The sequence below is a fragment of the Nostoc sp. genome (assembly GCF_036919615.1).
GTDB lineage: Bacteria > Cyanobacteriota > Cyanobacteriia > Cyanobacteriales > Nostocaceae > Nostoc.
The window spans coordinates 39,533-53,379 of sequence record NZ_JBALCN010000030.1; the positions used below are offsets into that span (position 1 = coordinate 39,533).

At 41.5% G+C, this 13,847-nt stretch carries 12 protein-coding genes and 1 pseudogene; 9 read left to right on the plus strand and 4 right to left on the minus strand.

Going from position 1 to position 13,847, the window contains the following annotated elements; all coding sequences use genetic code 11:
* The first annotated feature begins 712 nt into the window (after positions 1-712).
* The 5 genes from V7K48_RS09955 to V7K48_RS09975 all read left to right on the plus strand — a co-directional run bounded on the left by V7K48_RS09955 (position 713) and on the right by V7K48_RS09975 (position 4,737).
* Positions 713-1,444 (plus strand): alpha/beta fold hydrolase, encoded by a 732-nt coding sequence (locus V7K48_RS09955; protein WP_335071933.1) that lies wholly within the window; start codon positions 713-715, stop codon positions 1,442-1,444.
* 94 nt (positions 1,445-1,538) lie between these two features.
* On the plus strand, positions 1,539-2,117 hold the full coding sequence (locus V7K48_RS09960; RefSeq protein ID WP_335071935.1) for a hemerythrin HHE cation-binding protein: 579 nt from the start codon (positions 1,539-1,541) through the stop codon (positions 2,115-2,117).
* A gap of 174 nt (positions 2,118-2,291) precedes the next feature.
* Positions 2,292-4,130, plus strand: coding sequence for an FAD-dependent oxidoreductase (locus tag V7K48_RS09965; RefSeq protein WP_335071937.1), 1,839 nt, complete (start codon positions 2,292-2,294; stop codon positions 4,128-4,130).
* A 107-nt stretch (positions 4,131-4,237) separates the two neighbouring features.
* Positions 4,238-4,465 (plus strand): heterocyst-inhibiting protein PatX, encoded by a 228-nt coding sequence (patX, locus tag V7K48_RS09970; RefSeq protein WP_334973923.1) that lies wholly within the window; start codon positions 4,238-4,240, stop codon positions 4,463-4,465.
* 59 nt (positions 4,466-4,524) lie between these two features.
* Positions 4,525-4,737 (plus strand): hypothetical protein, encoded by a 213-nt coding sequence (locus V7K48_RS09975; protein ID WP_335071941.1) that lies wholly within the window; start codon positions 4,525-4,527, stop codon positions 4,735-4,737.
* Positions 4,738-5,059: 322 nt separating this feature from the next.
* Here V7K48_RS09975 and V7K48_RS09980 read toward each other — a convergent pair whose 3' ends face one another.
* Positions 5,060-6,118, minus strand: a complete 1,059-nt coding sequence (locus tag V7K48_RS09980) for a class I SAM-dependent methyltransferase (protein WP_335071943.1) — start codon at positions 6,116-6,118, stop codon at positions 5,060-5,062.
* A 294-nt stretch (positions 6,119-6,412) separates the two neighbouring features.
* Between V7K48_RS09980 and V7K48_RS09985 the strand changes: the two genes are divergently transcribed.
* A complete protein-coding gene (locus V7K48_RS09985) occupies positions 6,413-6,613 on the plus strand; it encodes a hypothetical protein (protein WP_196524783.1) in 201 nt (66 codons plus the stop codon).
* A gap of 119 nt (positions 6,614-6,732) precedes the next feature.
* On the opposite strand, the gene glnA is transcribed toward V7K48_RS09985, so the two are convergent.
* Positions 6,733-8,157 carry a type I glutamate--ammonia ligase gene (glnA, locus tag V7K48_RS09990; RefSeq protein ID WP_335071945.1) on the minus strand — a complete coding sequence of 475 codons (1,425 nt, stop codon included), beginning with the start codon at positions 8,155-8,157 and terminating at the stop codon, positions 6,733-6,735.
* A 358-nt stretch (positions 8,158-8,515) separates the two neighbouring features.
* On the opposite strand from glnA, the gene apcB reads away from it, so the two are divergent.
* Positions 8,516-9,025 (plus strand): allophycocyanin subunit beta, encoded by a 510-nt coding sequence (gene apcB / locus V7K48_RS09995; RefSeq protein ID WP_335071947.1) that lies wholly within the window; start codon positions 8,516-8,518, stop codon positions 9,023-9,025.
* 953 nt (positions 9,026-9,978) lie between these two features.
* Entirely contained in the window at positions 9,979-10,797 is an 819-nt protein-coding gene (locus V7K48_RS10000) for a TlyA family RNA methyltransferase (RefSeq protein WP_335071949.1), read from the plus strand.
* Here V7K48_RS10000 and V7K48_RS10005 read toward each other — a convergent pair.
* Together V7K48_RS10005 and V7K48_RS10010 are read right to left on the minus strand one after the other, a co-directional pair.
* Positions 10,794-11,054: a Calvin cycle protein CP12 gene (locus V7K48_RS10005; RefSeq protein WP_335071951.1), complete on the minus strand. Its 261-nt coding sequence runs from the start codon at positions 11,052-11,054 to the stop codon at positions 10,794-10,796. The two genes, V7K48_RS10000 and V7K48_RS10005, sit on opposite strands and share 4 nt — an antisense overlap.
* A gap of 402 nt (positions 11,055-11,456) precedes the next feature.
* Positions 11,457-12,857: a DUF697 domain-containing protein gene (locus tag V7K48_RS10010; RefSeq protein WP_335071953.1), complete on the minus strand. Its 1,401-nt coding sequence runs from the start codon at positions 12,855-12,857 to the stop codon at positions 11,457-11,459.
* Between the two features lie 365 nt (positions 12,858-13,222).
* On the opposite strand from V7K48_RS10010, the pseudogene recR reads away from it, so the two are divergent.
* A pseudogene (recR, locus tag V7K48_RS10015) lies at positions 13,223-13,819 on the plus strand (recombination mediator RecR); the annotation flags it as partial.
* Positions 13,820-13,847: the final 28 nt, after the last annotated feature.

Here is a 13,847-nt window from a genome sequence, read left to right on the forward strand (position 1 = left end):
TATATACAAAGTTCATTTATTCATATGAACTTAAAACAAGTTCTCATGAGTCTGGCTAATAAATAAAAATTATTGTTATATATAATTCTCTAACCTATACATATCAAGCCATAACTAAATTTTTTGTAAATATTACTATTAAATGATTCAATATTGTCTTCTCTGATGCAGAAATTAAAATTAAAAACTTCGCTAAAATATTGATGCTAACTGAGTTTAAAAATTTAAATTATTTCAATTTTACAAAAGCAGTATATAAATCTTTAGAGAAAATTTAGAGAAAAAAGTTTATTTTTCCTGACATCAGAAAACAATCCAAGTAATGAAAAATATAATGTATAAACAAATACATTTAACTCCTTGCCGAGGTAACTGAGATATGGGTGCTTGTATATCAAAAGGGTATTTCTAACTCGTCAGCAAGACAAAATCCTGTTAAATCTCTAGACGGGAAATTTTTTGTGTAAGTTCACAGAAAAACGGTATTAAAGCACTAACAACAATTATTTGCAATAATTTCTCTGATATTGTAAGCTTTTATAAAATAATATATTGAATATTTTTATCAATAAGTTTTTACAGAAGGTTTGACACGCTGGTAAGCCTGACTGGAACAATCATCTGTAATTCAGATATAGGAACTTGGGATTATTCGTTACAAAAATTCTTAATTAGTGAATTGAGAGTTTATTCTATTTACAGGAAAATTAGGATGTCTAAACTGCCGGATGTTCTTTGGTTAAATACAAGCCCTAGTTTGCAATACTTTGCTCAACCACTGCTTTGTTACTTATCATCTCAAGTGACAATCCAAGAGTGGAAATATCGCCAAAGCCAAGATGAAGTAAGTTCACTAGATGGTGCTGTTGTTTTACTTCATGACTACCTCAAATCTTGCAATCGACCTGTTCACCTGATTGGTCATAGTACAGCAGGATTACTAGGTCTACTCTATAGCCATCGCTATCCAGAAACAGTTAAGTCTTTGACGCTATTAGCTGTGGGTGTTGATCCAGCAGTTGATTGGCAAGCTCATTACTATGTTCACCGTCAGTTTTCAAGTCGCCAAAAGCTTTTGACTGATATGGTTTATAACTTGTTTGGTTATCAGGATAAATGCACTCTTAAGAGTCTGACACATCTTCTGGAGCAAGACTTAGATTGTTCGCTCTCTCCTCATTCTCTGTTTGAGATAGTGAGTATGACTCCAAACAGAGTTTCAGTACCTTTGATGGTTTGTGGTAGCTTAAACGATATTGTTGTCACACCTGATGCACTGAAAGGATGGCGATCGCATTTCAAGGAAGCCGATCGCCTATGGTCATGTTTTGAAGGAGGGCATTTTTTTCACTTTTCCCAGTATCAGCTTGTAGGAGAACAGCTACTCGACTTCTGGAAGTTTATATATGTGTTAGATTCCCTGTATACCTGTTTGCGACTTTAAGGATTAGATGATAATATATCTCAAGAAAGATGCGCCGAGTCAAACAATTGTGAGAGGTTAATTGTGTCCTAAATTATTTCAGGAAAGTCTAGAAATGGTTGTAGCTTTAGATGATACCAAGCGGAGCGCGATCGCTACAGAGCTAGCAGATTTGAAAGCTATACAAGAGTTGCTAATTGCTAATGAACAAAAAGTACTACCTGCTGTAAGCAACGATCAAGAAATTAGCAAGCGCTTAATAGACTTTCTCAAAGATGACCAAGAAAATCTCACAGTAATTGAGCAAGTCATCTCTAAATTTGGTGGTGGTTCAGCCCAGCCTAGAGACACTATAGGGCAGTACGTCGAGCAAGTAAACCGTATAATTGATGGGAATGAGCTAACACTCTATCAAAAGGTTTCTATCCACGAAAGGATTAAGCACCAAGCCGTAATGACTGGTTTAATTATCCATAAGGCTGCACAGGTGGTTGGTGATGATGTCAAAGAAGCTATTGGGCCACTCAATCAAGTGAACTTTGAAAATCGTGCCCATCAAGAACAATTGAAAGGTGTATTGGAAGTGTTGGGTACAAGAGAACTTACAGGTCAAGACCCAGATCAAGGTGTTTGGGCACGGACTCAAGATGCTGTCGCAGCTTTGAGGGGTGTGTTTGAAGGTTTGACAAAGTAAATACAACTGAACACCACCTCGACTTCTAGTTGGGTAAGTACTGATTAACAAATAATCCTAATAATCTCTTTTGATTTAGGGTATCCGATCGCGATCGCACTCAGTTTGAGATAAAAACTGGAATGCGATCGCTTTTTTTTAGAGAATATGTCGGAAACTCAGAGAGGTTAAGAGATGGTTTATCAGATATACACAGCTGATGTCTTGGTTGTTGGTGGGGGAACCGGAGGCACTGCGGCTGCTATCCAAGCGGCGCGACGGGGAGCCAAAACGATTTTAGTGAGTGAATTTCCTTGGTTGGGGGGGATGCTGACTTCGGCTGGAGTATCTGCACCTGATGGCAACGAATTAGAAGCCTTTCAAACGGGGTTATGGGGTACGTTTTTGCAAGAATTGCGACAACGACAGCCCGGAGGATTAGATAACAGCTGGGTAAGCTTTTTTAGTTACAATCCTCGGATTGGGGCAGAGATTTTTGCAGATTGGGTGCAGGAATTGCCAAATCTGCACTGGATTTCTGGACAAGTGCCTTTAGAAGTATTTCGGCAGGGTGATTCTATTACTGGTGTCCGCTTTGCTGATTTTGCTGTCACAGCCAAAATTATTCTCGACGCTACAGAATTAGGAGATTTGTTGGCTTTAGGTGAGATACCTTACCGCTGGGGCTGGGAATTGCAATCTGAGTGGGGAGAACTCAGCGCCCCAGTGACTTTTAACTCATTAACCAATAAATATCCAGTGCAAGCGCCCACTTGGGTAGTGATTATGCAAGACTTTGGTGAAGCCGTCGCCCCAGAAATTCCGGCTGCCCCTAACGATAATCCATCCCAGTTTACAGGTGCTTGGGATGGCTATGGAGCAGAGACATTTTTGAATTATGGACGCTTGCCTGGGGGTCTGTTTATGATTAATTGGCCAAACTGTGGCAATGACTACGGCGAAGGAGTAGGACGGTTGATAGAGTCAGATGCATCCAGAGGTGAATTCATCCAAGAATCTCGCTGGCACAGCCAAAATTTTGCCCGTTTTATCCAAAATCAGCTTGGTCGTAGTTATGGTTTAGCAAAAAAACTATTTCCTCACACTCCTACAGCTTTTGCACTACATCCCTATTACCGGGAAAGCCGCCGCTTAGTGGGGCTAACTACTGTCCGAGAACAAGATATTTTGCCAGTTACTGGAGGTAGAGTTGCATCTATATTTAATGATCCGATCGCTGACAGCATTTGCGATCGCCTTGGCGGAGCCTCTGGTAGAGAAGCGTCTTTGATAAAAGAAGCAATCGCAGTTGGTAACTACGCCAATGACCATCATTATCCTGGTGTTCAATTCCCACTGCAACCTAAATCTATCCGCTGGGGGGGACGTTGGACGGGGACTCCCTTTACAATTCCCTACAGTTGTCTAATTCCAGCCACAACAGATGGTTTGTTGGTTTGTGAAAAAAATATTTCTGTCTCCCACATTGCCAATGGCGCCACCAGATTACAACCTGTGGTTATGGGCATTGGTCAAGCAGCGGGGATGGCGGCAGCGATGTGTGTTGAGTTAAACTGCCAGCCAAGGGATTTACCTGTTAGGGTGCTGCAAACAGCTTTATTGTCAGATAATCGCTCGAAAGCAGCAATTATTCCTTTATTTAATCTTCCACCCAATCATTCGGATTGGCGACACTGGCAACTGTATTACTTAGATAACCCACAAGCCTATCCAGTTAGTGGCGATTGCCCTAGCCCATCCTGGAATGAGTACCCTGACTCTGCTTTTGACAAGGCATTAATTCGAGAAAATAACTGTTTCAAAGGCATTTTCTACCGCTTGGATCAGCAAGAATACAGATTCGCTGTCACAGCACCAGCCGCATATCAAGGCCAAAATTGGCAGCTTGTGACTTTGCGATCGCATATCGACGAGCAATTACGCGCTTATCCCCACGAACAATTAGTTATATTGTGGGGTCGTCAGAATCATTTTGGTAATTGGTTATTGGTCGAACATTTAAACGGAGGATAAGAAGAGTTTATTTTCAGTAAAACAGAATACTTTTTGATGAATTGTCCGGATATTCATTAAAAAGCTAAGTATCAGTGAAGTGGAGAGTTCCAAAATAGACATCTGCTATGCGTGTTGCCATTTCACTTTTAGTCTCGAGTCTGGTGTTCGGCCCCTTAGCTTTTAACTGCCAAGCAATGGTCAATCACTTATCCTATGGGCTGCCTTCCACGCCTGCTTCGGAACAGTGGCTCTCAGCGGCATCTGAACAAAATTCAGATGATTTGCCACGTCATCGCGGTAGTGGGCGCAGAGAAGTGACACAAAAATTCCGAAATATCTATGTTGTGCTTTAACTATCGTTGGGTAATGCCTCTTTTTCTAAAGGAACCAAGGTACCAGAAAATCGGCTGTTGTGCTAACATCTTTTACACAGGTTTTCTGGCAGAGATATATACAGTTGACACACGAAAATCTTCAGCGATCGCTTAGTATTTCAACTGCAAGCTTTGTATATATAGTTGGCATCAATCCTGGCGATCAAAACGCAAATCAAATTAAGTGCCTTGATCAACAGCATTACCAACTCCTCAAAAGCTACACAATTGTTGCTCATATTCGGTGGTAAGCTCTGCGTCTCAATCCTCAACTGCTCTAGAAATAGATGTTACTTAGGCTATCAGTTAATCTAAAGCACATCTAATTCAGACATTTTGCTTGTTGAGGAAACAGCCTTAAGGCAACTTAACTTTATCCCTAATAGGTTTTCTTCTCATACATTGAGTAGCTGGTTTCTACATTAACAAGTAATTTATCTTCGCTCCGACGCCTGTTTAACGTCCTTTGCCGAAGCATAAAATTCCTTGTTAGACATCACTCAGCCGCATAAAGTAGCTCGTTTGAGTTAAGGTTTAAATCCCTAACTCAAACCTTGATAACTATTCACTGATTTAAGCTGGCTTATGAGCAATAAAATACTTGCTCATAAAATGGACTTGGATTTCAATATTCTCAAAGCCTGCTTTCTCTAAACGTTCTACCAAATTATCAGTACTGTAATGCTTGTAGTAGGGTTCATGGAAAGCTTTAGGGAAAAAGTCCATCATATGCTCCAACTCAGGTGAATCATTCAACTGAATTGAGTCGCAAATAATAAAGACTCCCCCTGGTTTTGTTACCCGGAAACATTGCTCAATAATTGTTTGACGTGCAGTTGCTGGTAACTCATGGAAGAGAAAAACAGAAGTTACAGCATGAAAATAGTCATCTAGATAGGGTAACTCTTCGGCATTGGCTTGTAAAAGTTGCGGCAATTCTCCTGGAATTTGAGATAATAGCTCGTTTGCTTTACGCAAATAAGCTGGTGATAAATCCGTAGCAAACAAGGATGCTTGAGGCAAGGCTGCCCGAATCAACTTCAGAGTCCGCCCAGTTCCACAAGCTACATCCAAAATACGAACTTGTCTTGGTGAAACAGATTCAAAAACTTTCAGCCCTTGCTTGAGGGGAGCGAGAATTCGTCGCCGCATCGGATCAGCTGCCCCACTAAAAAGAATTTCCACCTGTAAGTCATATAAATTGGCTGACATATCGCTTAAGTAGCCATTACTTTGATGATGGAAATTCTGCACGTAGTAGCTGGGATAACTATCTATGTCTATTTCTGGTGAAAAATCTTGGTAATTCTGTTGTTCAACCCGCTCCCACATTTGAGGGAAATCTAGCCATACCAGCGGATAGTAGCGGAAAAAGTCTTCCCAAGGGTTGTCAAACAGTAAACTTTCGGGATACACACCTTTTTGGGCATCTTGCCAGTCTGTTTCTAGCACCTGATTCAATCTCTCTTGAAGTTTGAGTACAACCTCCTTCGGGATTGGTTTGGTTTTTTGTTCAAGCGTCGGATACACCAGGTTCTTTAACTGTGAACTTAATATTTTGTGAGCCAGAGCAAAGTAATTTTTGCTTTGTTGAAAGGTCTGATAAGTCAGCTTAGTTAAAGTGTCAGGCATAAAAATAGGTAAAGTTTTGATTACTTATAGTTCCTTTTGTAAACAATTGTAACAAATAAGTTATCTACTGTTAGAAAGGTATATGCCCTGAGCTAAGACAAATCTTAAGCCAGATGATTTTAGTCGTCAAAGCTGTTTTGAGAAAGATTTTCTGGGCTTTTGGCAGAAAAATAGCCGATATTTATGGTAAATTTTTTAGAATTTTGTAGCTTATGTTACAGAATTTTTGCTATATTAGTTTATAAAAGAACCAAAAATTATATATTCACTACAAAAATAGGGAGGACTATGGTTATGTCTATTGCAGATAAATCTCGTGCGTTAATGGTGCGTGAACATCAACAAGTCAAGAATCGCCAACAATCAATGCTGATGCGGGCTGCACAAGAACTTGGTCTACCTGAAGAAGCATCCTACTACTGGAACCCGATTCAAGGCAAGGTAGATGCTAACACTCGGATGATTTATGGGCCTAGCCATGCTTCCATGAGCTAAGTTTTATAGTTCTAAGGTTGATTTTTGAGTGAATGTCTCAACTGACAACTCTGGAAAAAAAGCCACCCTCTACTTTAGGGTGGCAAAACTTATTACTTTTAGTGAGATACAACTGTTAATTAAGCATCGTAGTAGAGGTAAAACTCGTAAGGATGAGGACGCAGCTGCAACTGCTTGACTTCGTTGCTTAACTTGTAGTCAATCCAATTTTCGATAAAATCTTCCGTGAAGACGCCTGATTCAGTTAAGAAGGCGTGATCTTTTTCGAGTGCTTGCAATGCCAGTTCTAAAGAACCTGGAGTTGAAGGAACCTTTGCCAGTTCTTCTGGAGAGAGTTCATAGATATTCTTATCTAAGGGTTCACCAGGAAGGATTTTGTTCTTAATGCCATCAAGACCAGCACAAAGCATTGCAGCAAATGCCAAGTAGGGGTTAGAAGTAGCATCTGGACAACGGAATTCTAAACGCTTGGCTTTGGGATTAGTTCCAGATAGAGGAATACGGATAGAAGCAGAACGGTTCCCTTGGGAGTAAGCCAAGTTTACTGGAGCTTCATAACCAGGTACTAGGCGCTTGTAAGAGTTAGTACTGGGGTTAGTAATTGCTAACAGCGCTGGTGCATGTTTGAGAAGACCACCAATGTAGTACAAAGCCATATCGCTCAAACCCGCATACTTATCACCTGCGAACAGAGGTTTGCCATCTTTCCAGATGGACTGGTGACAGTGCATTCCTGAACCGTTATCGCCAAAAATCGGTTTTGGCATGAAGGTAACGGTTTTGCCGTGTTTTTTGGCAACGTTCTTGATCACATATTTGTAAATCATCAACCAGTCAGCTGCTTCGATCAACTTCCCAAATTGGAAACCTAGTTCACACTGACCACCAGTAGCAACTTCGTGGTGATGCTTTTCAATGGGTACACCTAATTGTGCCATTGTCAACAGCATTTCTGTCCGGATATCTTGGAAAGAATCCGTTGGTGAAACTGGGAAGTAACCTTCTTTGAAGCGTGGTTTGTAACCCAAGTTGGGTTTGTTATCTGTACCAGCTTTACCGGAATTCCAAGCACCTTCTTCAGAGTCTATGAAGTAGTAGCCTTCGTTGGCAGTTTGTGCAAACCTAGCACTGTCAAAGATAAAGAACTCAGCCTCAGGGCCAAAGAAGGCTGTGTCACCAAGACCAGTGGAAACCAGGTAATCTATTGCTTTCTGGGCTATAACACGTGGGCAACGATTGTACCATTCACCCGTGCGGGGTTCCTTAATACTACAAATTATACTCAATGTTGGCTCTTTCATGAATGGGTCGATCCAAGCAGTGTTGGGGTCGAGTACCATCGTCATGTCCGATTCGTTGATCGCTTTCCAACCTCGGATGCTAGAACCGTCAAAAGGTACGCCATCAGTGAATGCAGTCTCATCGATTTGGTTTTGGTACACTGTGAGATGCTGCCAAGTCCCTACTGTATCGATGAATTTGAGATCAATCAGTTGAATTTCTTCATTTTTAATTTTCTCCAAGACTTCTTGCGGTGTTGTCATTTTTACTCCTTCTCTACCAATTTCCTAAAGTAATACCAGAATCTTCCAAAGCATTCTAACCCTGCTGATCTCAATCAAGTCGTGACACACCTGAAATATCTTAAATACTAGACATTAGGGAATTTTGTAGCTTATGTTACAGATGTCTTGATTCTCAGGTTATATTAACCTTTCGGCAATCATGTGTACAAAACTGAAAAGTTCATCACATAGGGGTCAACTTTGGCATAGAATCCTTAAATAGTGGATAGATTGTTTTTGTGCCGAATCTATTTTTAATAGCACAAAAATTTAATGGTGCATAAGTGCAGCCAAATAAATATCAAACCATAAATAGCAAAGATTGGGAGAAAAGGGAATGCGCGATGCGGTAACAAGTTTAATTAAGAATTATGACCTAGCTGGTCGGTATTTTGACCGGAATGCGATCGATAGTCTGAAGTCTTACTTTGACAGTGGTACAGCAAGAGTACAAGCTGCGGCAGCAATCAATACCAATGCGGCTGCACTTGTCAAGCAAGCTGGTTTACAGTTATTTGAAGAACTGCCAGAATTGATTCGCCCCGGTGGAAATGCTTATACAACTCGTCGTTATGCAGCTTGTCTACGGGATATGGACTACTATCTGCGCTATGCCACATATGCGCTGGTTGCTGGGAACACGAATGTGTTGGATGAACGAGTGCTACAAGGGCTACGGGAAACTTACAATTCTCTAGGAGTGCCTATTGGGCCTACGGTTCGCGGTATCCAAATTCTCAAGGATCTGATTAAAGAACAGGTGACAGCCGCAGGTGTGGTTAATACTACTTTTGTGGATGAGCCATTTGATCACATCACACGCGAGTTGAGCGAGCAGGATATTTAGCATCTAGCCCTGGTAACTAGAAATCGCGGAACTATACAAACAAAGTTCGCGTAATTGGACTTAACGGATATCGCACTTTGGTTTTATTGGCAAGGTGCGTTTACTTTTTTTAATGCAAAAAAACTATTTGTTGTCTGAGAAATTAATTAGTAGTACAACGAGAATAAATACTGTAAAAATTTTATCCTGGCTATTGTGATGTTTATTATTGATATAAATAATTTTTTGTAATAGTTCTATGAGTATTAATGATCTAAAATTTTTGCACTTCGGTTCAGGTAATTGGTCAATAGAAGCTCAAAAGAAATATTTTGATGTCCCAACGTTAATTATTTATTATCAAAAAGGTGAGAAAAGTAATATCTGGGATGAGCATCCTATATACCCATGTTAGTTTTACCTAAACAAAAGTTTGTTTTAATGTTTAATTATGATAAGGATGAATAAGAGTAGACATTGATGTAAGTTAATTCGGGGTAGATTTCAGTGCAACCAACTGCGATCGCTCCAGATCCGCCACAATAGAAATTGCCGATGTTTATGGCGCTGATTATGGAAGAATTATTAACCCTGAAAGACTTACATGTTAAAGGCGATGTTCAAAGAGCATTGCTCATAGTCGAAGAATTAACAGATAATCAGCCGAAATGACATACAGGACTTACGCACAGGTAATGGAAAATCGTAGACGCAAAGCAGCTTGCCGCAGGCTACCGCAGAGTCCGCAGAGAAGCCAGTGCGCCCTTGCGGTTCCCCGACTTAAAGCAACTGGCGCGACACAGAGAAATAAGAGTTTCAGAGAGTTCTTGCGTTAGTCCTAGACATAATCAAGATGATTCGTAGCTATGGAGTAATTTTGCATTTATGAGCCAGAAGAATTAGAAAAAGTTGTTAACCGTGAGGAAATCATCAATCGTGCTTTGACGTTAATCTTACTAGGAGAGTCTAGTTAATTGGCTAAACAGCGACTCGACACACTATTAGTAGAGCTAAATTTATGTTCTTCTCGCGCCTTGGCACAGCGATTAATTCAGGCGGGGGAAGTTACTGTTAATCAGCAGCTAGTTGATAAGCCTGGTACAGAAGTTGATATTTTAGCTCAAATAAATATTAAAGAGCGATCGCCTTTTGTTTCTAGAGGCGGTGAAAAACTCTCCAAAGCTTTGTCAGTATTTACCATTCCCGTAGCAGAGCGCATTTGTTTAGATGGTGGGATTTCTACTGGTGGTTTTACTGATTGTCTCTTGCAAGCTGGAGCAAAACAAGTTTACGGAATTGATGTCGGTTACGGACAAGTTGACTGGCTCTTAAGAAACGATTCGCGGGTAATTTTGCGGGAACGCACCAATTTACGACAACTACGACCAGATGAGTTATATGGCGAGGATGACCCGATTCCTGATTTGGCTGTGGTCGATGTATCGTTTATTTCTTTAACTAAGATTTTGCCTGCTTTGTGGCAATTAACTCAAGCTAACCGAGAAGCTGTGTTGTTAGTCAAGCCACAGTTTGAAGTCGGCAGATCCCGTGTAGGTAAAAAAGGCGTTGTGCGCGATCCAAACGACCAAGCTGATGCCATTTTCCAGGTGTTGCAAACAGCCCACCAATTAGGATGGAAATACAAAGGCTTAACTTGGTCGCCGATCACTGGCCCTGCTGGGAATATCGAATATCTTTTGTGGTTGGGAATGGAAAGTGAAACACCATCGCCTGATTTAGAGGCAATTAAGCAAATAACCCAATCAGCAACAACTGATTTACGGAAGAGTTAAACGTCGTATATTAGACACTCTACGGAACCGGGATTGGTATCGCAATAATTTTCTAGAGAGGTTTTCTTTTGTTTTGCTTGTTGTTGATCAGCTTTCTCAGCTTGCAACTCTTCTACAATGTCCCAGGCTACGGCACAATCAGCAGAATTGCTGCCATCTTGCTCACAAGTTGTACGGGCTTCAGTAATGGCACTAGTAATGGCTTCTTCAAGATTTGCCGTCCCAGCAGTTTCAGATGAGTTTAGGCTAGTTGTCATGATACTTTCACCTTTAGTTTACAGAGATAGATATTAACTGTGAGCTTTCAATGACCCTAGAAAGCTCACGCTCCTGCGTCGCTAACGCTGCGCTAACGCCAGTCCCTCTTTGTTGGAGCAACAAGACCGGGCTGGCTCACATTTCCAGTTTAGATAGGCTGACCACAAGAGGCGGTAGTAAACACCGCCATCTTTTTCGCAAAATTGAGTGGGAATTACCCTATTGTCATCTTTGATTCAAAAAGGTAAGGAAATTCCACTAGTTGTGGTCATTAATAGAGATGGTCATGTTCTCAATCTTGCATCCCAAATTGGGAATGTCAGTCAATTGTCATCAGAGCTTGATAGAAGTTGATAAACACTTATAAACGGCAATAAACGGGAAACAATTTTTATTTATTCTCAATACTTTAGCCCTAATTCTTGTCGCAGACGATACAGAATTGTGTTTTGGTCAACTTGAGAGAGAATTTCTTGAATGACGCTGCTAGCGCCTAACTGTCCCCAGGTGCAGCCTTTTTCGAGATACACCTGAGCAGCTTTGCCAACCGAGTAGGCTCCATAACCGGCGATACCAGCTTGGGCGATCGCGCTGCCAGCAAAGGCAGTAATATTGCTGGGATTGTCACCACTGGTGATTGCAGCCGTACTCTTGCCTAAGCCTAAAAGAAAACTACTACCTAATTCTCCCAGCAGTAAGCCACCAGAACTAAATAAAATCGTTTTTAAAATTTTCCCAGCTTCATAGCTAGTCATCGGCAAACCATACAATTTAGCTAGAGCACGAATTAAAGCCAAATCGGCAACAGTTCCGCCAAGGATATCTAAGAAGGCAATGGGATTGAGCATGACTGCCAAAGCTTTGTATTTAGTAAATTGCCAAATGATATCTTCGGCTTCTTGTTCGCGTAAATCGATAGTTTTTTGAGCGATCGTAGCTTCTGAATCCCGTGCTTGGATGAGTGCATTTAAAGCCAGAAGCGATCGGCCCTCTCGATTGAGAATATTCAGAATTGTCTCCTTGAGTTCGTCTACTTGCGGTGGTGGTGTCTCCCATTCATAACTGACACGACCATCAGGCCACTCAACCCGTACTTCCATTGGTGCTGGTTCCGCCGCCACCATCACAATTTCATCAGGTAGTAGAGGCTTCCCTTGAGGAGCCACTGCGGTGTTGAGGTTTCCCCAAGTGGAAGATGTGGCGTAATGTCCGGCACCCAGTTGTTGCAAATTTTGGTAAATCGCTTCCTGGTCTGTATCTGGGTAAAGGTCTATTTTGTTAAACACCAAAATCAGGGGTTTTTGTGCTTGCCGCAATTCCAGCAGTGCCTGATACTCAGTGCGCGTGATATCACCAGACACGACAAACAAAATTAAATCCGCCTGATGTACCACTTCTCTTGCCATATCCGCCCGTGACTCACCCTCAATTTCATCTAATCCAGGGGTATCAATTAACTCTACTAGTACCTTACCCCCTGGCTGCCAACGCACGGAACGGGGCCATTGGGTGACACCGTTCAGGGGCCCAGTTTGCAGAATCTTGTCTCCCAGCAAGGCATTTAAAACTGCTGACTTTCCCCGACTCACCAAACCAAAAGCGGCAATTCTAATAACGTTAGAGTCCAGCTTGTTGAGTGTGGCGTTCAAAGCTTCCAATTCCGGTTTCACCAAACCTACCAATTCTGGGTTAGATGACAACTTTCCTGACTTCCGAAGATATCCATACCAAGATAGCGCTTGTCTGAGACTGGCGCGGGCACGATTTAAGTGAGTTTCTTGCAGATTACGCGAACTTGACATATTATCAATACTTTCAGCCTTTACTCCCTGAAAAATGCTCACTTAATTTCATTCGCCCTACCTTCAGCACTTGAGCATCAATTATTTTGCTATATTTTCATACTCAGCAGTCATGCTCAACCCTGAGAGAGCTAAAATCTATCTCTATCTTATCTGTCTGAAGTTCTTCAAGTATTAATTACATACCCATAAGAAAACGCCCTGTTTATGATGGTAAGGCGTTAGTTTTGCTTATGAATCAAAATAGAGTACCCTTTGTTATCAGAAAATTGGGTCTAAAACCCTGTCCTTGCAAGACGGCTTTTACCGAGTTTCACTTCAAATGTCATCATAAGTTAAGATAAAAATATTTTGGAGACAAGACAACGGTTTACGCACGCCCTTTAGCACGGTTAATTGAGCAATTGCAACGCCTACCGGGAGTTGGGCCTAAATCTGCCCAACGACTGGCTTTGCATATTTTAAAACGACCAGAAGCAGAAGTTGAAGCTTTGGCACAAGCTTTAATCGAGGCAAAAAAACAGATCGGCTTGTGTTCTGTTTGCTTTCACTTATCTGCTGAACCTGTTTGTGAAATTTGCCGCAATCCCAACCGTGACAACAATACTATTTGTGTCGTAGCAGATCCTCGCGATGTGATTGCGCTGGAAAAAACCCGCGAGTACAAAGGCAAATATCACGTTTTGGGTGGGGTGATTTCTCCAATTGATGGAATTGGGCCAGAACAGTTGACTATACTCGCTTTGCAGCGGCGGGTGAGTCAGCAGAAACCTCAAGAAGTGATTCTGGCAATTAGTCCGAGTGTAGAAGGAGAGACAACAACACTGTATATTGGTCAGCTGCTGAAACCATTTACCAAGGTGACGCGGATTGCCTTTGGTTTGCCTGTAGGTGGTGATTTGGAGTACGCCGACGAAGTGACTCTGGCGAGGGCATTGGAAGGACGCCGGGAGTTAGATTAGGCTTAAATCAACTTTAGATTTAAGCCTT